Genomic DNA, 21,185 nt, shown 5'->3' with positions numbered 1-21,185 from the left:
GGCGACCCGACGTTGAGAACACTGCCGTGGGACACGTCGCCGCACCTTCCTTGGAAGGTGTTCACCGTCCCTGCCGAACAGTGGGCCGCGCTGCCGACGTTCCTGATCGGGGAGTACGTGATTATCGCGTGTGCCGCGCTCGCCCTGATCCACGCGCTCCGCGCAGGCCGTGCCAACCGGCTGATCTGGGCTGCCGCGCTGATCGCCGGCACTGCGAACGATCTGATCTTCATGGCGTTGCCGGTGGTCGACACTTTCTGGCAGGCCCAGGCGACCATCATGATCACCCCACGCCTGCCGCTGTACATCCCGTGTGTGTACATCGTCTTCCTGTACTGGCCGACAGTCGGCGTTCGTCGGCTCGGGTTGGGGCGCTGGCCGGCAGCGGCACTCACCGGACTGGTGGCGTGTCTGCTGTACGCGCCCTACGACATCGTCGGCGCGAAGTTCCTGTGGTGGACATGGCACGACACCGATCCCGCCATCGCTGAGCGGCTCTTCGGAGCGCCGCTCAGCAGCAGCCTGTGGGTACTCACGTTCACCGGCGCGTTCGCGCTCGTGGTTGACCTTGTCCTGCGTGCCAAGAGCGTCACTCATCGAAGGTTCATCGCCGCCATCGCGCTGACTGCCTGCTTCACGACGCCGTTGATGACGGCGCAGATGTTCGTTCTGCAGCTTCTGGACGGGGGTGTGCCCGGCGTTGCCGCCTTCTGCACCGGCGCAGTCCTCTATGCCGCAGTTTCATTGGCGGGGCGCCGAACTGCGCTTCCCGACGAGCAGCCGGTGGACTGGCTAGGGCGCGGAGCCGCCGCCTACTTGATCGCGTTCGCCCTCAGCATGGTGTTCTTCGCGCCGGAGACCCACAGCAGCAGCGGCGTCCACCAGCTGCCCGGCCCTTGCGGCGTTTCCGAATCAGACATCACCGGCAATACGCGCGACAAGTACCTCTGCGTGGACGACTACGCGGAGGACTACACATTTGCGTGCGCCACGCCTCCCACCCATGGGGTGGAGTGGTACACCGTCTGCGGCAAAGAGCATGCGAACTACCCGGCATATGCCGCCGTCGTCAGCGGCCTGATGCTTGGGGGAATCGCGGCATTCTTCGCCACGTTCGGTGCCAAGGGCCCCAGCATCCGGCGGCCGGAGGATCCCTATCGGGCACCGAGCCATCACGGACGTTCGGCAGTCGGGCGCCTGTGATTCCCACGCTGCGATCGGCTATGCCGGCTTGCGCACGAGGACGAAGTACATCGGGGTGAATGTCCGCAGCCGCCCGGATTCTGCGAGGGCTGCGGCGGCGGTGTTCAGTAGTCGCGCCGCTCCCGGAGTGCCGCGCGGAACGACCCGTAGGGCTTCGAGAATCCGCAGGAACTGGTAGGTCGCCGATCGCCCGACACGCGAGCTTCGCAGACCTGTCAGCGACAGCCTGGGGCCGGCCAATGGCTGGTACCACGAGATCGAAGGCTCGGGGGCCTCAGCCATGTCGAATGCTTCCAGCACCTCAAAACCGACCTTGTCCAGAGCGGCATCCACCTCGTGCAGCGAGACGATGTCCTGAAGCCCGCCACCAAGTTCGATGTCGTGCTTGAGCTGGCAGTGGTGCGAGTCGCCCGCGTCGAATCGATCCGTGAGGCACCACTCGAACGATTCGAAGCAGCCTCCTGGCTCGAGCAGACGGAACGCTTCCGCGAAGACGTCGACGCGATCAGGCGCATGGCAGGTCGAATCGAGCGCGTAGACGGCATCGAACGACTCGTCCGGTTCATCCACAGCGGTGAAGTCCGATTCGAGATAGGTCCCGAGCTGGCTCAGCCCCGCCGCCTCGGTGTAGGCGCCGACGCTGGACTCGACATCGTCGGGACCCAAGGATCGTCTGAGTATCTGTGAGAGCCGGCTTGGCCTGCTTGTCGAGGCGGTTCGCTCCGTGATTCGGCGCGCCGCGGAGCCTAACCGTCCAGTGTGTGCAGGCTGATGTCGAGGTCGTAGGCGGCTGCTGCGAACCAGAAGGTGTCGATGTGCTCGATGGGCTGAAGCTGGGTTCCGGCCAGCGGGCCGGCGAGGGCCCGGCCGAGTATCGACCATGTCGTGCCGGTTTGATCGTCGGTGAAGCCTCCTGGGCCGTCCGAGCTCGCAGCGTCGGGCACGCGCGTGAAGGTCAGCACCTGGCCATTCACCGATGGGTCGAACACTCCGGTCGCGCCGACATCGCGGCCGAACGCGACCTGATCGTGCTGGATCGGCGTGGCGGTGCCCGGCAGATGGAAGGCGACGACCTGCGAGCCACCCAGATCCAGCGGCAGCACGCCTTCGGACTGCAACGAATCGTGCTGGACCGCGAGCGAAGCGCCGCCGTTGCGGACGACCAGCACGCGGGTCTGTGGCGGCAGTCGCGGATCGGGCGTGCCGCCGAAGAAGATCGGATTGCCGTCGGGAGAGTCGTAGTTGGCATAGGGATTGGTGCCGTATTGCCGGCCGAGACCGCCGGGCCTGGTCAACACCAGACCGTTGGGGTGCTCGTCGAGGAACGTCTCGAAGGCCACCGTGGCGACTGGTATGAGTTCGAGTTGGGATCCGGTGAGCGCGCCTGCGATGGCTTGACCGGTGTAGTGGGCCCACAGGCTCTCGGTCTGGCGGTCATACATGACGAGCGCCGAGTTGTAGAGCCGTCCCGAGGTGCCGAAGTCGAAAATTCGGTCGCCGAGCTGGCGGTAGTACCCGATGGCGGTATTGCACAGCGGGCAGTAGGTGATGGTGACGGGCTCGCCGCCGACGGTGTCATTGACAATCTCGTGCCACAGCAGCACTTGCACCGGGTAGGCGCGGGCATCACCGTTGAGCGTGAGCGCGACGACAGCCTCTTGGGGCTGCAGGAATCCGACGTCGGTAGCCCGTTCGAATTCCGGCACGTCGATGGCAGGTATGCCGTCGGGCGCCGGTCCGCCGGACAGGACATCGACCGGAGACACCAGCGGCTCAGGCAGCAGCGGCGCAGTCATGCCCTCGCGCAGCGCCGAGACGGTGACTTCGCGCGGGCCGCCAGGGATCTGCGTGACCTTGACGTCGACGATCACCTCGGCTGGAGTGGTTGTCGCGGGCGCGGTCGCCGTTGTCGCCGGTGCGGTGTCGGCACTCGGTGCCCCCGTCTGTGTTGCGTCTGAGCCAGCGGTGTCCGGCGCGGGCTCCTCCTCGCCTGACGAGGCGTCTGCGCATCCCAGTGCGATGAGCATGAGCGCGGCTGCCAGCAGCGCCGGGATGCCACCAGCGGCAAGTGGTCGTGCCGGCGCGACCTTCAGCCGGGACGAATGCCGCTGTCGTGGAGCCATCGTGCGACGCTACTCCGGCAGTCCAGGCCCATCTGCTCACAGACCGATGCACATGCGCCCAGGCAGATGCCACAGCGCCCACGACGCCGCGGGTTCGTCGACGAGGCGCCGGGCATTCGTGCAACGCTGCCCAAGATCGTCGTCGGCAATGACCAACTCCGAGCAGGACGTGCTGCCGGCGTTCAGGCTGATCCGTTCGTGTGCGATCTCGGGGACTTCCAAGCGGTACAGCCACAGCGCATAGTCCGGCACTGATGTTCGGTCGTGGCCGAGGCAGTCCAGATTGGCGAGATCGGCGGCGTCGGCAACCGCGTGGGCTGCGGTGGCCTGGTTGCGTGCAACGGCACCGACATCGGCGAGATGGCGGTGATTCAGCACCGTCGCTGCAGCCCCGAGCCCGACGGCGGCCGCGACGAGTGCCATGGCGGCGCCCGATGCCAGGTATCGGCGCGGCGGCTTGCTGGAGGGGGCCGACTCCTGCGGTGGGGCTGCCAGGTGGTCTCGATCAACGCCTCCCCAGCGCACCACGGCCGCGGCTGCCAGCACGCCGACAAGGGTCACGCCGAGCGCAGCTACTGCAACCAGCGACAATCGCTCGTCCAGCCAGACCCACGCCGGGCTGAATGACAGGGTCATGATGCGGCGGGGAGCTGCGTCATAGGAGCCCGCGGCGCCCACGACCACGGCGCAGGCGACCAGCGGCACCGCTGCGCTCACCGCCAGCACCCCCAAGACGCGGCGTTGCTTCGCAGATCGTGTTGCCAACCAGCAAAGCGCCACGATCGCAAGCGGCACCGCCCACGGGTCGAGATAGCGCCCGTACAGCACCGCATCCGCCCGGTCGCTGCCGGTCAAAGTCCAACCGCCAACCAGCACGGCCCCGACTGCGCCGAGGGCCAAGAAGAGTGCCGCGAACGCATGCGGATCGCCACGGTGCAGGCCCGCGTTGGGGCCTCCTCGCTGTCGCTGCCCCGAATGCCCCTGCGGATCGGGCGCAACGGCGGTCGTCGCTGCCGGCGCGTCGCCGTCGATCAGCTCGTCCGGATTGCGAGCAGGCGCCCTTGCGAACACGTCGAATGCGCTACCGATGCCGACGATGAGACCGATCAGCCCGAGCCCGACCGTTCCGGCACCCAAGGCCAGCAGCTGGCCGGACACCGTGGCGATCGGTTCGAGGCCACGGTCAAGCTGGGCGGCCTCGCTGAGCCGCGCTCCCGGCCACGTGTCGGTGAGCAGCAGCGCCATGATCGTCGCTGTTGCGCCGATCAGCAACCCGCCGCCGAGGGCGATCCAAGCACGGCGGCCGATGCGGCACACCGCTGCCGTCACGACGAGGGCGACTACCAGCACGACCATCCTGGCGTGGAGCGACACCGCCAGCGTGGCCAGCATTCCTGCGCTGCCCCAGATCCGCCATGCGGCGGTTCCGCGCTGAGTTGTGACGGCGACCGCTGTGGCGACCCCGAGCACCGCCAATCCGAGCAGTGTCTCGGGCCACGCGATGCGCGACGCGCTCGACAGCGACGGATGCACCGCTGCGATAAGCGCTGCTGCGCCTGCCACCCACCAGCGTCGGGACAGGATCATTCCCAGGCGTCCCGCAACGAAGACCGCTGCAGCCGCCGCCAGCGAATTCACGATCAGCGCGAGCTGGTGCACCGCCTCGCCCTGGACACTCAGCAGCGAGACACCAGACAGCGCCACGAGCGGTGCAAGCAGCAGTCCGTAGCCGGGCTGGAACGGAATGCTCTCGGGCGCGAGCCCGTCGCCGCCGACCCATTGGGCGATGCCCAGATAGGCCGGGACGTCAGGTACCGCTACCGGCCCGCCCGCGGCCATCGCCGTGATCAGGTGTCCCGAGAGCACGGCTGCCAGCACGCCCGTTCCCACGGAGAACCACGCGAGTGCTCGCGGCATGTGACGCTGCATGTCGTTGCGAAGGCTGTCACACGCAGGCGAGGTGCCGGCCCGGCAACGTGTCGCGTGCCTCCCCTAACATCGACCGGGGCGAAGCGGCCGGTCGGCGCGGCAAGCACCCGACGAGTTCGGCGACGCAGCGCGAAGCGCACGCACGGAGGTCAGAACCATGGCAGCAGGCCAGACGACAGAGGATGTGGGCATGCGTCCAGCGATCAGCATCGACTCCGAAACGGGTCGCAAGGTCTTCAACACCCGGGCGGCGAAGGCATCGGAGAAGATCGCCGGCAAGGGCTACTCGGTGACAGCCGATGAGCACCTCAAGGAGCTGCCGCCTCCCCCGCCTGGTGCCGTGTTCAATGCCGAGGAACAGGCCAAATACCGGGACTTCAAAGAACGGCGCCGGGGCGCGGCGGACTACATGGCGATGGAAGGCGAGTTCAAGCGTTACCTCGACGACGTGTATTCGGAGCCGCCGATCGAGCGTGAAGCGCTCGACGACGAATGCGAGGTGTTGGTGATCGGTGCAGGGTTCGCCGGGCTGTTGCTGTGGCACAAGCTGAGCAACGCCGGCTTCACCGACGTGCGCTTCTGCGAGAAGGGCGGCGACGTCGGCGGCACCTGGTACTGGAACCGCTACCCGGGTATCGCCTGTGACGTCGAGTCCTACAGCTACCTACCGTTGCTGGAGGAGATGGGCTACATCCCCTCGATGAAGTTCGCGTCGGGCTTCGAGATCCTCGAGTACTGCCAGTCGATGGCCGACAAATTCGGCTTCTACGACCACTGCCTATTCCACACCACGGTGGATTCGACCGTGTGGGACGAGCAGACGGGCCGCTGGACCGTCTATACCGACCGCGGCGATGCCATGAAGGCCCGCTACGTCATCTTGGCCAACGGCATCCTGACCAGCCCAAAACTGGCCCGCATCGACGGCATGGCCAGCTTCGACGGGGAGTCATTCCACACGTCACGCTGGGATTACAACATCGATCTCGAAGGCAAGCGCGTCGGCATCATCGGTACCGGCGCCACGGCGGTGCAGGTCATTCCCGAGATCGCCAAGGTCGTCGGCGAGCTGTACGTGTTCCAGCGGACGCCGTCGTCGATCGACGTGCGCGACCAGCGGGCCACCGACCTCGAAGAGATCGCCGAATGGTCGAAGGAGCCCGGCTGGGCACGGGCACGGCGCAAGCGGTTCTCGCGCATCTCGTCGGGCCGCACTGCCATCAAGGCCAACGACGACTACCTCGCCGGCCGGGTGGATGACTTCAAGGAGCGCAAGCAGCATGAGCGCAAGCTGTCGCCCGAAGAGCTGGTGCAAAAGCAGCTCAACACAAACTTCCGGATCATGGAGCAGATCCGCGCCCGGGTGGATGCGATCGTGGAGGACCCAAAGACGGCTGAAGCGCTGAAGCCGTACTACCCCTACGGCTGCAAGCGACCGACATTCCACGACGAGTACCTGCCCACGTTCAATCTGCCCCATGTGCACTTAGTGGACACCGCACCGATGGGAGTGCAGGAGATCAACGAGCGAGGCGTCGTGCACGAGGGCATCGAGTACCCCCTCGACGTGCTCATCTACGCCACCGGGTTCCAGTGGATGGCAACCTCGACGTTCAACATGATCGAGGGCCGCGACGGCGTGACGCTGAGCGAGAAGTGGCAGACTCAGGGCACCCGGACGTTCCTCGGGCTGCACAGCCATGGGTTCCCGAACCTGTTCATTGTGTCGGGTCCCCAAGGCGGCGGCGGCAGCTTCAACTTCACCGACGCCATCGACACCCACGGCGACTACATCATCTGGATGCTGACCGAGATGCGGGACAAGGCGCTCAACGTGGTCGACATCACTGAAGACTCAGAGGTGTCCTACGCAGAGCACTGCCGGGTGGCTGACATCACCACCGCTCCGCTGCGCGACTGCCTGTCGTATTACAACGGGCACGGCGATGCCCAGCCTGGCAGCTTGGCGTACTACGGCGGCGGCTACTGGCACAAGTTCCGGATCGCCGCCCAGGAATCGCTCGACCCGTATCTGTTCGAGTTCAAATCGGAACGGGTGACCCAACCCGCCGGCTAGCCCCGCTTGGGCCGGCTGGCGGTGGCGACCCCGTTCAGCGGTTGGACCACTTCACCTGGCGGCGTTCGAGGAACGACGCCATGGCCTCTTTGCTGTCCTCAGTGAGCGACGACATGATCTGGGTGCGGTTCTCGAGGTCGATGCCGGCGCGCAGACTGCCGATCTCGAGGTTCGACCACATGACTTCCTTGGTCATCCACACGCCGAATGGACTGTTCGCGGCGATTTCGGCGGCAACGCCCAGGCAGGTATCCATGAGGTCGTCGTCGGGGACGACCGCGCTGACGAGCCCAATCCGGTCGGCTTCGGCAGCATCGATAACCCGGCCGGTGAGCAGTAGCTCCCACGCACGGGAGGCGCCGATGAGGCGGGGCAGCATCCAGCTCACACCGATGTCGCAGCCCGAGATGCCGAGCCGTACGAAAGCCGTGCCGAATTTGGCATTCTCGGCGCAATAGCGGATGTCCGATGCGCAGGCCATGGCGAATCCGCCTCCTGCAGCTGCGCCGTTGATTGCTGCGATGATCGGCTGGCGCACGTCGCGCATGTGGTGGACCAATTCGGCGATCTCCTGTTGGACGGCCATGCCGCGCTGGGGGCCGCCGTGGTCCTCGGTGCCCGGCACGGTGCCGTAACCGGTCAGGTCGAGCCCGGCGCAGAATCCTCGACCGGCACCCGTCAGCACGATGGCGCGGGTGTCGTGGTCGGCGTCGACGGCACTGAACACGTCATGCAAATCGCTGACCAAACCATGGGTGATGGCGTTCAGCCGTTCGGGCCGGTTGAGCGTGATGCGGGCGACGCCGTCTGCTGGTGCGTCGATCGCCAAGTTCTCGTATGTGTCTGCCATGTGCGGATGCTCCTGTGCCGTGAACCGGAACGACGCCGTGGGACGTTGCGGACTGATCGGCACAGTACCCAGCCGCTGTTGCACGGTGCCGTGGCGGGTGAAGGGCGCGGCCGGTCTCCGGCGTCGCCCAGAATGTGCCGATGGCCGGTGGGGATGGCAGCGGTCGAAGCGTGCGGAGGGGGCGATCGAGCCGGGTTGCAGCACGCACCGCCGGTCCGACGCCAACGGCGGCCGGAACCACGCCGCGACGCAGCATTCCCACCTACGAGCTGCTCGACGACGCGAATCTCGTTCGGCTCGAAGCTCATGCCGACTGGATCCTGTCCGAGATCGGGGTCGAGTTCCGTGGCGACGACGAGGCTCTGGAACTGCTCCGAGCCGCGGGTGCGCAGGTGGACGGTGTACGGGTGCGATTCGAGCCCGGCCTAGCCCGCCAACTGTGCTCGACGGCGCCGGGGCGCTTTGCCATGTGGGGCCGCGACGGTCGGCGTATCGAGATCGGCGGCGATCACGTGCTCTTCACGCCTACGTACGGCCCGCCGTTCGTAACGGACCTCGGCCGAAGCCATGACTGGTATCGCCCTCACCCAGCTGGTGCAGCCCGGCTCGCCGATGATCTACGGGAACTTTCTGACCACCATGGATCTCCGCTCGGGTGCGCCGACGTTCGGGACCGCCGAGTCGTCGCGATGGACGCCGACCGCTGCGGCATGCTGCACCGGCTGCTGGAGGGCCTTGCCATCGACGACAATGAGCTCGGGTCGTCGGCGTTCAACGAAGCCGGTCCGGGCGGCAATTTTCTGGCGACCGCTCACACCATGGCCAACTTCGAGTCGGCGAACTTCGAGGCTGCCTTGTGCGACACCCGCTCGTTCGAGCAATGGTCTGAAGAGGGCAGCCTCGACATGGCCCAGCGAGCCAACCGGCAGTGGAAGCAGACGCTGGCCGACTACGAGCCGCCCCCGCCATTCGATCCTGCGGTCGACCGGGAGCTGCAGGCGTTCGTCACCGAGCGCAAAGCAGCCGTTCCCGACGCCTGGTACTGAGCCCGGATGGCTCCACAAGCGTCGAACTAGCTTCCCGTATTCGAATGAGGAGTACGCGATGGCGCAGTCGCTCAGGTTCGGGATCGTGCACGACTTCCGCTGCCCGCCGGGCAGCGATGTCACGATGCCGCAGGTGTATGCCGAGACATTCGAGCAGGTGGTGCTGGCCGAACAGCTCGGCATGGAGCTGTGCTGGTTCACCGAGCATCACTTCATGGCCGACGGCTACCTGCCCAACTTCGTGCCGGTGGCGGGCGCCGCGGCTGCGCTCACCACCAGCATCCGATTCTCCACCGACATCTGCCTGATGCCGTTCCGGGATCCGGTGCGGCTGGCCGAGGACCTGGCCGTGCTCGACAACATCTCGGGTGGCCGGATGGAACTGGGCATCGGCATGGGCTACGCCGCCCACGAATTCGCCGGGTTCGGGCTGCCGCTCAGCCGGCGGGTGTCGCTGACCGAGGAGCCCATCGAGATCCTGCGACTGGCGTGGTCGGGCGAGCCGTTCAGCTACGAGGGCAAGCGCTACACCTACCGCGACCTGCGGGTCACGCCCGATCCCGTGCAACCCGGCGGACCACCGCTGTGGGTGGCGGCCACCAGCGTGGCCGGCGCGCTACGGGCTGCCCGATTCGACACCAACCTGCTGCCCCAAGGCCCGAAAGCTGCCGTGCTCGAGCCGTGGAAGGAAGCGCTGGCGGCGGACGGTCGGGATCCCGGCGACAAGCGGGTCGGGATCATTCGCGGCGTATACGTGACCGACGGCTCCGACGCGGCCGACGACCCGAACTGGGAAGCAGTAGCCGCGGCCGAGAAGTACCGCCGCGGCGTCTATGTCGGCATCATCAAGGCCAGCACCGACCACAAGCAGACGGCCCGTGAGCGTTCGGCTCGCACCGGTCCACGCCAGCCCGATCCGCTCAACCCGCTCGTGTGGACCGTCGGCGATGCCGACCATTGCGTCGGCGAGCTGACCGCCATGATCCGCGACCACGACGTCACCGACCTAGTCACCTGGGGCGGCCCGCCCGGTCTGCCGCCGTCGGTCATGAACGATTCGCTGGAACGCATGGCGCGCGATGTCATCCCCCAAGTCCGCGCCAACTTGTCGTAGCGGCTAGCGGCGCGTTCGGCCCAACGAGCAAGCGCTGCCCTAGGGTCGGACCATGGATATTGGTGACCGTCTGGAAATACATGAGCTGCCGGGCCGCTACGGCGACATCATCGACGATCGAGACTGGGACCGGCTGGGGACGATCTTCACCGACGATGCGGTGTTCGACCTGACCGATTTGGGTGCGCGCCGGCTGGAGGGGCTAGCTGCGATCCGCAAATTCATGGCGGACGACGCAGAGCACCCTCGCACCCACACGATGACGAACATCTACGTGAACGAGACCGACGATGGCGTGGAGCTGAAGTTCCGGATCCTGGCGCTGCTGGGTGGCGGCAAGGTGGGAACCGCGTCGTATCACGATCGGGTAGTGAAGACATCGGACGGCTGGCGTGTGCAGGATCGGATGCTGAAGCACCGCCGGACGCAGGTGTATCCCGACTGAGAGACCGATGAACAACAAGAAGTCCTCGACATCGGACGACACGACGTCGGCTGGCTCATCGAACGCTTACCCGATTCGAGCTGTCGAACGCGTCTGCGACATCCTCGACCTCCTGCAGCGTTCGCACGAGGGGGTGTCGCTCCCTGAGACCGCGTCGGTCACGTCGCTGCCGAAGAGTTCGGCATTCCGGTACCTGTCGGCGCTGGAAGCCCGCGGCTACGTCGAACGTGACACCCAATCAGCGCTGTACCGAATCGGGCTCGCCTTTCAGCCTCACAACACGCGCCAGCTCGAGGCATTTCTCGCGCGGGCAGGCGGTCCGCTGCAGCGACTCCGCGACGACACCGGCGAGACAACGAACCTCGGAACGCTCCAGGGTTCGATGATCGTCCACAATCTCGTCTTCGAGAGCAGCCAGATGATGCGCCTCGCGGCCCGGGTCGGAGATCGCGCCCCCATCCACTCGACGGCTCTCGGCAAGGCGATCGCGGTGGAGTTGCCCCCTGATCGTGTCCGGGCGATCCTCGACACCGTCGGAATGTCGCCGTTTACCGACGCCACGATCACGACGCCAGAGGCCTATCTGTCCGCGCTGGAGACTGTTCGAGATCAGGGGTTCGCGATCGATGACTGCGAAAACCAAGCCGACGGCCGATGCGTCGCCGTTGCTCTGCGGGGCATGCCGTTCCCCTGCGGCATCAGCGTGAGCGCACCGGCGCGACGGCTCACCATCGACATGGTGCCGTCGGTCGTCAAACGAATTTGCGGCGTCGGCAAGCATCTGGTCAGCGACTTCCTCAACGAAGGCTGAGGCGGCGCCATGGAGCCCGAACCACCACTGCCGGCCCGGCAGGTATCCCCCAGCGGACAGCAATCACCTTCGAGACCGAAGGGGCTGCCTCTCTCTTCGACACCAGACTCCCGATGGTGTGTGTTCGATGCCGACGTGCCCTATCCCGCCGCATTGTTGTTCGCATCGGCGATCGAGCACAACAGCGCGGCGATGATGGCCTTCTGCGAGCGCAACAGCGTCTCCTTGGCTCCCCATGGCAAGACGACCATGGCCCCGGCGCTGCTGCGCCGACAGCTCGACGACGGCGCCTGGGCCATTACCGCTGCGACGACATGGCAAGCCAAGACCATGCGGGAGGCAGGGGTCGATCGGGTCCTCATCGCGAATCAGGTCGTCGTCCCCGCTGAGATCGAATGGCTGGCACGGTCGGGCGCCGATGGCTTTGATGTCTACTGCTACGTCGATTCCCTCGAAGGCGTGGACATCATCAACGAGACCTTGGCCCACGTCCGACCGGCGCGTCGGCTCGCGGTACTGGTTGAGCTGGGCATAGCTGGCGGACGTACCGGGGCACGCAGCATTGACGACGGCCTGCGAGTCGCGGCGGCTGCCCATGCATCCCCGTACCTCGCCCTCACCGGAACATCAGGATTCGAGGGGATTCTCGGGCCGATGGACGACCGGCTTCCACGAGCGGGAGTCGAGGAGTTCCTCGACCAGATCGTCGAGCTGACGCACGCCATTGATGCCAGCGGGTGGTTCGAGCCGACACCAGAGGTGATCGTCACCGCTGGCGGCAGTGCATACTTCGATCAGGTCGTCGACAGGTTCTCACTCGTCGACATCAAATCACCGCTGCGGATCGTGCTGCGCAGCGGCTGCTACATCACCCACGACGACGGTTCGCTGCACCAGGTCTCCCCGATGGGCGCGGCACCGCGCATCGACCAAGACGAGCAGCTCGTGCCAGCCATCGAAGTCTGGGGTGTGGTGCTGTCGCGCCCTGAGCCCACGCGCGCCTTGGTAGGCATCGGCAAACGCGACGCCTCCACCGACGGCCTGTTGCCGGTGCTCAAGAAGGTCCGTCGCCGGGGGTCAGCCCGCATCGAGACAGTCCCCCATAACCGCGCCGTCGACATCAACGATCAACATGCCTACCTCGATCTCGATGCCGACGATCCGCTCGCCGTCGGCGACCTCGTCGGGTTCGGCATCTCCCATCCGTGCACCACGTTCGACAAGTGGCGTGCGATCCCCATCGTCGACGACGACTACTGCGTGGTGGAGATCGCCGAGACGCTGTTCTGATCGCCGCTGAGGGTCAGGCTCGCAGCGGGCTGTAGTCGGCATCGCGCTCGTAGGGGAACATCGGCCGAGGCCGATGCGCATAGTCGAGTGCGCTGATGTCGGCGCTTGTGCAGCCAGGAGTGTTCAGCCAGATCATCTCGGCTGCAATCGGCTCATACGCGGCCCGCGGCGAGTGGACGCCCTTGGCGACGATGATCGGCTGTGTCGCCGGATCGAGTCCAGCGCTGATCAGTTCTTGGCGACTGGTGTTGCCGCGAGGATGCGACGTCAGCAGCACCATGTGATCGTCTCGCGTGTGGACCAGGGCCCTCGGGCCGTGGTCATAGAACCGCCAGCCGCCATGGGTGGGCCCGTCATCGGTGAATTTCCCGTCATCGAGCATCAGAACCGTTCCCTCGAGGGTCACCGGATCGCCGTGTTGATCGTCGGTCTTTCCGCCCGCGCGCACCACGACGCCGGCGCCTACACCAGCGTGTGCGCAGGCGGCGACCGCATCGGGATCGCACAGCGAATGGAACAGCCCGCCGATCGCCAGCCGCTGCGCTGCTGCCAGCACATGAGTCGAATCGCCCGGGCTGCCCCCACCGACATTGTCTCCAACGTCGAGGAGCACGACGGGATGGGCGTCGGCCCCGGCGGCGCGCCGCAGGGCATCGTCGATCGCGACTCCGTCGCCTTCAAGTTCGCCGCGGGCCTCCCACACGGCGAGCGCGAGTTCTCGGGCGACTTGGCGAGCCAGATCAGCATCGTCATCGGTCACCGCCACCACGGCCATCCCCATCTCGGAGACATCGGCATACGGGAAGCCCTCGGCGATGCTGACCGACAGGACGCCTGTGCGAGTGGCAGCCTGCGCGGCCAGCGCGACGAGCTCGCACATCGGCGAGTCGCTCGTGCCCTGCCGCAGGATGTTGACCGCTACCGGCGGCTTCTCGAGAGCCATGACCGGTCGCACTTCCCCGCGTATGGAAGCGAAGAGCACCTCGGCGCATTCTCGGGCACGAATACGGGCATCGAGGTGGGGATTCGTCATGTATGTGGTGACCACGTCGGCGCACTCGACCATTCGACGCGAGATGTTGGCGTGCATGTCGTAGGTGACCGCGATGGGAGTCTCGGCTCCGACAAGTTGCCGTACCCGTTCGAGGACTTCGCCATCGGCGTCACGACACTGCTCAGATGCTGCAGCGCCATGCAGGGCCAGCAGGATCGCGTCCCAGGGACCGTTGCTGTCGAGTTCGATCAGCAGCCGCTCGGTGATGTGCTCCAACGCTTCGGCCGTGATCGTGCCCATGGGGTTGAGGTCGAAATACACAAGCGGTACCAGCTCGACATCCGCTTCAGCTGATGCTGCTTCGATGAATCCCGCCAGCGTGGCCTGCGAAGGGGCGTACTTGGCGACCAAACCGTCGCCCGCGTCGGGTCCGCTGGCCAAGAACTGATCAAGGCTCGCCGGCACCGGAGCGAACGTGTTCGATTCGTGGTGGAAGCCGAGTGTCGCAACGCGCATGGATTCCTTAGTTGTCAAGCGAGCCAGCCGGCTAGGCGTTGGCGTGGTTCGAGCCTCTTCGAAAGACTCGCCCGGGACGATCGGTGCTGATGATTCCATGATCCAGCACGACGGTGCCGCCGACGATGACGACATCAATGCCGGTCGGTGATTCGGCGGGCTCGGGGTCGAACGTCTCGAAGTCGCCGGCGAAGGCAGTGACCTAGAGTGCCGACGTGACTCCCGAAACAGTCGTGGAGTGTGCTTGCGATCTCGGGGAAGGACCCACGTGGGACGCAGCACGGCAACGGTTGTTGTGGCTCGACATCGACGGTCAGGTCCTCCATCAGCTGAGCGTCGATGGCCACCACACCGCGGTGGCCATCGATCAGCGTGTCAGTGCCGTCGTTCCCGATGTGGAGGGCCATCTGGTCGCCGTTGCGGGCCTCACGGTGGCTCGGCTCGGCCCCGACGGCCGCGTCGGAGCGGTGCTTGCGACGCTGCCGCCCGATGGCGACGGTCTGTCGAACGACGCTCGTTGCGACCCGCAGGGGCGTCTGTGGGTCGGCACTGTCGACCGCTCAGGGGAGATGCTGGCGGGTCTGTTCTGTGTCTCGCCCGACGGAACGATCCGCCAGGTTCGCGATCGTGTGGCCTTGTCGAACGGCATCGACTGGAGCCCTGACGGGCGAACCTGCTACTACGTCGATTCGCTCCTGCATCGAGTCGACAAGCTGCAGCTCGACGACGACGGGTTCCCGGTTCGCACCGAGACCCTCGTCGAGATCGACGCCATTCCCGACGGCCTCAGCGTCGACGCCGAAGGCGGGGTCTGGGTCGCCCTGTGGGATGGTGGCGCTGTTCACCGGTACTCCCCGACCGGAAGCCTGGACCGCACCGTCGAGGTGCCGGGAGGCTTCATCACGAGCTGCGCGTTCGGTGGTCCTGAGGGAACCACGCTGTTCATCACGAGCGCGCGGGGCGGCCTGCCAGAAGCGGACCTGCGCTCCCAACCGCAAGCTGGTGCCCTGTTCGGGGTCGATGTCGGCGTGACGGGCCGCGGCTATACGCCGTTCGGCGCATCGAATTGACAGCCACCAGTCAGGCAGCCGCACATGCGCATCGGGCTTATCCAGATCACCCAGGAGACGAGCAGTTTCAACCCGACGCTGACGACGCTCGCCGATTTCGAGTCGTTCGGGATCTACGAAGGCGTCGAAATGCTCGAGCGTCTGCACGAGTCGGGACCTGTCGGGGGCTATCTCGACGCCATCGGTCGCACTGACGTCGACGTCGAGACCGTTCCCATCATTCGCGGTGCCGCCCGATCCGGCGGCCGGCTGTCGCTCGAGGCGTTCGAGTTCTTCGACGCGAAGGTGCGAGACGGACTGCGCAGCGCTGGCGAACTCGACGGGCTGGTCATGCTGCTGCACGGAGCGGCGTCGGCGGAGGGGATCGATGACGTGGAAGGTGCCCTGCTTCGCACCGCTCGGGACGTCGTCGGCCCGTCGCTGCCGCTGGCGTTGATGCTCGATCATCACGCGAACGTGACCCAGGAGATCATCGACCGCTCCGACCTCATCGTGGGATTCCGAACCCAACCGCACGATCAGTACGAGACCGCTCGTGACTTGACTTCGCTCGCAGTGCGGTTCTTTGGCGGGGAGATCTCTCCGGCGACGAGCTGGCGAAAGCTCCGCATGCTCACCCATCAGGAGCAGTACCTCACCTCGCGCGGCCCGATGAAGACGTTGTTCGACCGGGCGCGGGACGCAGAAAGCGACCCTCGGGTGCTGGCCGCATCGCCGTTTCCGATGCAGTGCTGGCTCGATGCCGCCGAAGGCGGCTGGGCGATCATCGTCGTGACTGACGACGATCCGCATCTCGCCGAGTCACTGGCCGAGGAATTGGCCGAACTGGCGTGGTCGATGAGGGAGGACTTCCAGCGCACCGAGAGCCTCCCCATCGACCAAGCCCTCATGGAGGCCGACCGGGCCGAGCGCGGTTTGGTAATTCTCAGCGACACCGGCGATTCGGTGCTGGGCGGTTCGGGAGGCGACAGCACCGTGATCCTCGAGGCGATCCTGCGGCTCGGCATCCGGAGTCGTGCCCTCGTGCCGATGATCGACGCCGCTTCTGCTGTTCGACTGGCACAGGCCGGTGTCGGTGCCACCGTGACCGTCGACCTGGGCGGCCGATCCAATCCTTTCTTCACGCCCCTGGAAGTGACCGGCGTCGTGCGCGCCGTCTCCGACGGAGTCGTTGATCTGAAGGGCCATGCCGAGGACCAGATCCAGATGGGTGCCACGGTTGCCTTCGATGTCGGACCGGTGACGCTGCTGGTGAGCGAATACGCAGGCATCGCAGGCATCGATCCGGCCGTCTACCGACACGTGGAAGTGGAGCCAGCCGACTACAAGTTGGCCGTGATGAAAACTGCGTCCAACTTCCAGTACATGACCCCGCTCACATCGGCGATCATTCGCGTCGCCACGCCCGGCCCGACGCAGTCCGACATCGCATCGCTGCCGTGGAAGCAGATTCCGCGGCCGATCTTCCCGATGGATGCGCCGGCGACTTGGCGGGGCTGATCTCAGTCGGACCGGCGCGTGGTTTCAAGATGTGGAACCAGTGTTGCAGTGATTGACACGGTGTGTTACGACATACTGAGGTCCGCTCACCTCACCGCCGACCTCACCGAGTCTCCTTTGAGGTGACCGTCACCACCACGAGCAGGACCTGAATCGCCCATCGCAACGAAGGTGGCAGATGACAGCCGCGAACTCTCCCCGCTACGACCACAGTCGGACGGAGCACGCTCGACGCAAGAAGGTCATCGCCGGGGGCGTCAATTCAAATGTCCGCCTGCACGGCGCGCCGGTGCCGCTCACATTCATTCGTGGCGAGGGAGCGCTCCTGTGGGACGTGGACGGCAATGCCTACATCGACTACGCGGCTGGCATGGGTCCCATGGTGCTCGGCCACAACCACCCATCCGTGACTGCCGCCGTGAAGGAGTCCCTCGTGTCGGGCCAGCTCTTCGCGGGACAGCACCAACGCGAAGCTGAGTTCGCCGAAGCTCTCGTCGACGCGTTGCCCTGGATTGAGAGCATTCGGATGGGCATGAGCGGGACGGAGATGGATCTCTTGGCGGTTCGAATCGCTCGGGCCGCGACCGGCCATCGCAAGATCGTCCGGTTCGCCGGCCATTACCACGGCTGGCTGGATCCGTTGTTCGTCGACATGTCCGTCACGACAGACCCACTGGCGCCGGTGCCGCTCACTGCGGGCCAGTCGGCCTCAGCGGCAACCGACGTGATCATGTGCGAGTGGAACGATCTCGCTCAACTCGAGCGGGCGTTTGAAGACGACGATATCGCTGGCGTCCTGATGGAACCGGTGATGTGCAATGTCGGATTGATCCCGCCGTCGGCCGGATACCTCGAGGGCGTCAAGGCACTGTGCCGGCACCACGGAGCACTGTTCATCGTCGACGAGGTCATCACCGGCTTCCGCTTGGGACTGCGCGGGGCCCAGGGCTTCTACGGGATTCACGGCGACATCTCGATCTACGCCAAGGCGATCGCATCGGGTTTCCCGCTCGCTGTTCTCGCCACCAGCGCCGAGCTCCTCGCCGGTGTCGGCAGCGGGGAGATCAACCATTCCGGCACCTACAACGCCGGTGTCTCGTCGGTGGCCGCCGGCGTGGCCACCCTCCGATTCCTGATCGACAACGACCCGTACCCTCAGATGGATCGCCTGACGTGTCAACTAGCTGATGGTCTGCGCCGACTGGACGCGGAACTCGGCGTCGGCCTCGTTGTCGATCACATCGGCGGCTCAATGCTCCAGACCCGATTCGGCAAGCCCGGGCCGATGGCATCACGTGCGGAGTTCGCTGCGAACTCCGACGATGACCGACTTGCCCGTTTCCTCGGGCATCTGCAGGATCTCGGGGTGCGGCCAACAAGCCGGGGCTTGTGGTTCGTGTCGGCCGCACACGACGAGGCCCTGATCGACAAGAGTCTCGAAGCCGCCCGACAAGCGCTGCGTCAGCTGTAGGCGCCGTCCCCCAAGCCGTTGCGAGCAGTTCGCCAATGAGACCCACATACGAACGCGACGGATACGTCTTTCCGCTCAAGGCCATGACACCACAGCGCGCGGTCGAGTATCGAGCCATGTTCGAGTCGGCCGAGGCGGCGAATGCAGACGATGCCCTCGTCAGCCGGATCCTGAAGGGCTGCCCGAGCATCGTGCTGCCGTTCATCAGCGAGATCACTCGCCTGCGGTCAATCATCGAGCCGGTCAGGTCGATCCTGGGCGACGATCTTCTGACCATCGGCGCCAACTTCTTCATCAAGGAACCGGCAACGTCATCGTTCGTGAGCTGGCACCAAGACTTGACATATTGGGGCTACGACGACGCGCTCGAGGTGACAGCGTGGGTTGCGCTGAGCCCTGCGACATCACACAGCGGCTGCATGCGGTTCCTTCCCCGCAGCCATCGGTCCGAGATCGTCGAGCACCGCGACACCTTCGAGGATTCGAATCTGCTGTCGCGAGGCCAGATGGTGACGGTTGACGTGGACGAGGCGGACGCAGTCGACGTCACACTTCAGCCCGGCGAGATGTCGCTGCATCACGGCCGGTTGTTCCATGCGTCACATCCCAATTGCTCGGCCGACCGGCGCATCGGACTGGCCATCCGTTACGTCGCCCCATCGATGCGTCAGGTAAACGGCCTGAAGCCATCTGCGCATCTGGTCGCCGGCGAGGATCGCTACGGGCACTTCCGGCTCTTGGAGCCGCCCACTCGCGTCTTGACACCCCACGACATCGATGACGCCCTGCAGGCGATCGCCGTGCAAGAACGCGTCGGATATGAGGGGTCCGCTGACCGCGGCAAACGCATCACCTGAGGGGCAGATCCGGCGCGTCGCGTCCCACGCTGCGAACATGCAGAACGCGCTCTTCGCACGCACCGGGCCGCTTGACCGGCTAGGGCGTCAGGACTACGGTTCGGCTACGGTTCTAGACAGTGAAACTCCAGTTTCAGAGGTCGCGTATTCGCGACATCACTTACGCCGTTGAGAGCCGTACCGGACATGGGCCGACACCGCTTGAACGATCATGGACCAGGACTTGAGCGCTCACGCGCGCAGTCCTATTGCATCGAGCCAACCGGAACAATCCTGAACGGATTGCGCAGCGGCGTGAATACGCACCAAGAAAGGACCACCTCATGAAGACCCACAAACGCAGTTGGCTGATTGTCAGCCTGCTCATGGCCTTCGCCCTGTTCGCTGCGGCGTGCGGTTCGGACGACGACGGCGACGATGCGGCCCCGGCGACGACCGCGGCTGCCGGAGACGACGCTGGCGATGGCGCCGTAGATGACGCTCCAGAACCGCAGGAGCTGATCCTCGCTGTCGCTCAGGAGCCGGCCAACTGGGACTACGTCGTCAACGGAGCGACCGCCATCAAGACGCCGCTGCTGTACAACGTCGTCGAGACGCTTGTCGAGAAGCAGGCCGACGGCAGCGTTGCCCCGATGCTCGCTGAGTCGTGGGACATCAACGATGACGGGACGGTGTACACGTTCACGATTCGCGAAGCCAAATTCCACGACGGGAGCGATCTCGTCGCCGCCGACGTCGTCTATTCGCTGGAGTACAACCGGGCCGGAGTGGGCGACATCACCACGCCGTTCGATGCTGTCGCATCCATCGAGGCAACCGATGACCACACCGTCGTAGTGACGCTGACCCAGCCCAGCCAGGCCTTCCTGCAGGGCATGGCACGCATCAGCGCGGCAGTCGTTCCCGAAGGGACCGGCGAGGACATCGCCCAAGGCCCCGTCGGCACCGGCCCCTACGTCTTCGTCGAGTGGAAGCCTGACGTCTCGGTCACCATGGACCGTTTCGCCGACTACTGGGGTGAGCAGCCGTTCTTCTCAGATGTCACCTGGCGGTTCATCACCGACGAGACCGCGAGCCTGAATGCACTGCTGGCCGGTGACATCGACGGCGTTGCAGGCATCCTCGGAGAAGGCATCGACCGCGTCGACGAGATCGACGCCGAAGACGGCTTCAGCATCCTGACGGTCTCCGGATTCGAGATCTCATATCTCAGTCTCAATGCGACCGCCGACATCTTCCAGGACCCGCTGGTCGTCCAGGCGGTGAACCATGCCGTCGACCGTCAGCCGATCGTCGATGCTGCGTTTGCCGGGCTCGGCGAGCTGACCTGCACCTTCGTGAATCCGCCGAACGAGCCGTGGAACAGCGACTACTGCCCCTATGAGTACGACCCGGCAAAGTCCCAGGCACTGCTGGAAGAGGCTGGCGTCCCAGGTCTGGTCATCCCGTTCAAGTACCTGACCATTGCGGAGTTCCCGCCGATTCAAGAGGTCGTTACTGCACAGCTGACCGAGGCAGGCTTCACGGTCGAACTCGAAGGCCGTGAGCTGACGACGTACCTCGACGAGGTGCTCGGCGAGAGCGCGGACTACGTCTTCACATCGCTGAGCGGTCCCAGCACCATCGACGCATGGAAGTGCCCGGGCTTCTTCACCCTGTACTGCGACCCGGCGTTCGATCAGCTGCTCGACGACGGCGATGCGGCTGTCGACTCGAACGTGACGACAGAGCTTCGACGTCAGGCAGTCGAGATGCACGCCGACGCCGGCTACCTGATTCCGATCGTCGCGAAGCTCCAGGCTGTGGCCGTGCGCGCTGATCTCAAAGGCGTCAAGAACTTCACCGCTGGCAGCGAATTCGACCTCGGCAATCTGAGAATCGAGTAGAAG

17 protein-coding genes and 2 pseudogenes are annotated in these 21,185 nt (G+C 65.5%); 14 read left to right on the top strand and 5 right to left on the bottom strand.

Annotated elements, in window-relative coordinates:
- Positions 1–12: 12 nt before the first annotated feature.
- On the top strand, positions 13–1,203 hold the full coding sequence (locus tag ACOOF5_RS08805; protein WP_420438237.1) for a hypothetical protein: 1,191 nt from the start codon (positions 13–15) through the stop codon (positions 1,201–1,203).
- Positions 1,204–1,221: 18 nt separating this feature from the next.
- Here ACOOF5_RS08805 and ACOOF5_RS08800 read toward each other — a convergent pair whose 3' ends face one another.
- The 3 genes from ACOOF5_RS08800 to ACOOF5_RS08790 form a co-directional block, all read right to left on the bottom strand.
- Entirely contained in the window at positions 1,222–1,869 is a 648-nt protein-coding gene (locus ACOOF5_RS08800) for a methyltransferase domain-containing protein (RefSeq protein WP_420438235.1), read from the bottom strand.
- Positions 1,870–1,949: 80 nt separating this feature from the next.
- Entirely contained in the window at positions 1,950–3,326 is a 1,377-nt protein-coding gene (locus ACOOF5_RS08795) for a DUF3179 domain-containing protein (RefSeq protein ID WP_420438233.1), read from the bottom strand.
- Between the two features lie 36 nt (positions 3,327–3,362).
- Positions 3,363–5,243, bottom strand: a complete 1,881-nt coding sequence (locus ACOOF5_RS08790; protein WP_420438231.1) for a hypothetical protein — start codon at positions 5,241–5,243, stop codon at positions 3,363–3,365.
- Positions 5,244–5,412: 169 nt separating this feature from the next.
- On the opposite strand from ACOOF5_RS08790, the gene ACOOF5_RS08785 reads away from it, so the two are divergent.
- Entirely contained in the window at positions 5,413–7,332 is a 1,920-nt protein-coding gene (locus ACOOF5_RS08785) for a flavin-containing monooxygenase (protein ID WP_420438229.1), read from the top strand.
- A gap of 34 nt (positions 7,333–7,366) precedes the next feature.
- On the opposite strand, the gene ACOOF5_RS08780 is transcribed toward ACOOF5_RS08785, so the two are convergent.
- On the bottom strand, positions 7,367–8,182 hold the full coding sequence (locus ACOOF5_RS08780; protein ID WP_420438227.1) for an enoyl-CoA hydratase/isomerase family protein: 816 nt from the start codon (positions 8,180–8,182) through the stop codon (positions 7,367–7,369).
- Positions 8,183–8,322: 140 nt separating this feature from the next.
- Between ACOOF5_RS08780 and ACOOF5_RS08775 the strand changes: the two are divergent.
- The 7 genes and pseudogenes from ACOOF5_RS08775 to ACOOF5_RS08745 all read left to right on the top strand — a co-directional run.
- Positions 8,323–8,736, top strand: a pseudogene (locus ACOOF5_RS08775) (trimethylamine methyltransferase family protein); the annotation flags it as partial.
- A gap of 13 nt (positions 8,737–8,749) precedes the next feature.
- Positions 8,750–8,830: pseudogene (locus ACOOF5_RS08770) on the top strand (trimethylamine methyltransferase family protein); the annotation flags it as partial.
- Between the two features lie 41 nt (positions 8,831–8,871).
- Complete coding sequence (locus tag ACOOF5_RS08765) at positions 8,872–9,228, top strand: trimethylamine methyltransferase family protein (protein WP_420440934.1); 357 nt, start codon at positions 8,872–8,874, stop codon at positions 9,226–9,228.
- A 58-nt stretch (positions 9,229–9,286) separates the two neighbouring features.
- Positions 9,287–10,342 carry an LLM class flavin-dependent oxidoreductase gene (locus ACOOF5_RS08760; RefSeq protein WP_420440932.1) on the top strand — a complete coding sequence of 352 codons (1,056 nt, stop codon included), beginning with the start codon at positions 9,287–9,289 and terminating at the stop codon, positions 10,340–10,342.
- A 52-nt stretch (positions 10,343–10,394) separates the two neighbouring features.
- Positions 10,395–10,787, top strand: a complete 393-nt coding sequence (locus ACOOF5_RS08755) for a nuclear transport factor 2 family protein (RefSeq protein WP_420438225.1) — start codon at positions 10,395–10,397, stop codon at positions 10,785–10,787.
- Positions 10,788–10,794: 7 nt separating this feature from the next.
- A complete protein-coding gene (locus ACOOF5_RS08750; protein ID WP_420438223.1) occupies positions 10,795–11,598 on the top strand; it encodes an IclR family transcriptional regulator in 804 nt (267 codons plus the stop codon).
- Between the two features lie 120 nt (positions 11,599–11,718).
- Positions 11,719–12,888, top strand: a complete 1,170-nt coding sequence (locus ACOOF5_RS08745; protein WP_420438221.1) for an alanine racemase — start codon at positions 11,719–11,721, stop codon at positions 12,886–12,888.
- Positions 12,889–12,901: 13 nt separating this feature from the next.
- Here ACOOF5_RS08745 and ACOOF5_RS08740 read toward each other — a convergent pair whose 3' ends face one another.
- Entirely contained in the window at positions 12,902–14,398 is a 1,497-nt protein-coding gene (locus ACOOF5_RS08740; RefSeq protein ID WP_420438219.1) for a M81 family metallopeptidase, read from the bottom strand.
- A 215-nt stretch (positions 14,399–14,613) separates the two neighbouring features.
- Between ACOOF5_RS08740 and ACOOF5_RS08735 the strand changes: the two genes are divergently transcribed.
- The 5 genes from ACOOF5_RS08735 (at position 14,614) to ACOOF5_RS08715 (ending at position 21,182) form a co-directional block, all read left to right on the top strand.
- Positions 14,614–15,468 (top strand): SMP-30/gluconolactonase/LRE family protein, encoded by an 855-nt coding sequence (locus tag ACOOF5_RS08735; protein ID WP_420438217.1) that lies wholly within the window; start codon positions 14,614–14,616, stop codon positions 15,466–15,468.
- Between the two features lie 24 nt (positions 15,469–15,492).
- Positions 15,493–16,968 (top strand): M81 family metallopeptidase, encoded by a 1,476-nt coding sequence (locus tag ACOOF5_RS08730; protein WP_420438215.1) that lies wholly within the window; start codon positions 15,493–15,495, stop codon positions 16,966–16,968.
- A gap of 178 nt (positions 16,969–17,146) precedes the next feature.
- Positions 17,147–18,439, top strand: coding sequence for an aspartate aminotransferase family protein (locus ACOOF5_RS08725; protein ID WP_420438213.1), 1,293 nt, complete (start codon positions 17,147–17,149; stop codon positions 18,437–18,439).
- A gap of 35 nt (positions 18,440–18,474) precedes the next feature.
- The gene (locus ACOOF5_RS08720) at positions 18,475–19,296 is read left to right on the top strand and encodes a phytanoyl-CoA dioxygenase family protein (RefSeq protein WP_420438211.1); all 822 of its coding nucleotides are present in this window, start codon (positions 18,475–18,477) and stop codon (positions 19,294–19,296) included.
- Between the two features lie 323 nt (positions 19,297–19,619).
- Positions 19,620–21,182 carry an ABC transporter substrate-binding protein gene (locus tag ACOOF5_RS08715; protein ID WP_420438209.1) on the top strand — a complete coding sequence of 521 codons (1,563 nt, stop codon included), beginning with the start codon at positions 19,620–19,622 and terminating at the stop codon, positions 21,180–21,182.
- The last annotated feature ends 3 nt before the right edge of the window (positions 21,183–21,185 follow it).

It is taken from the genome of Candidatus Poriferisodalis sp., assembly GCF_965214215.1.
Taxonomy (GTDB): Bacteria; Actinomycetota; Acidimicrobiia; order Acidimicrobiales; family Poriferisodalaceae; genus Poriferisodalis.
This window is presented reverse-complemented; position numbering and strand designations above follow the sequence as displayed.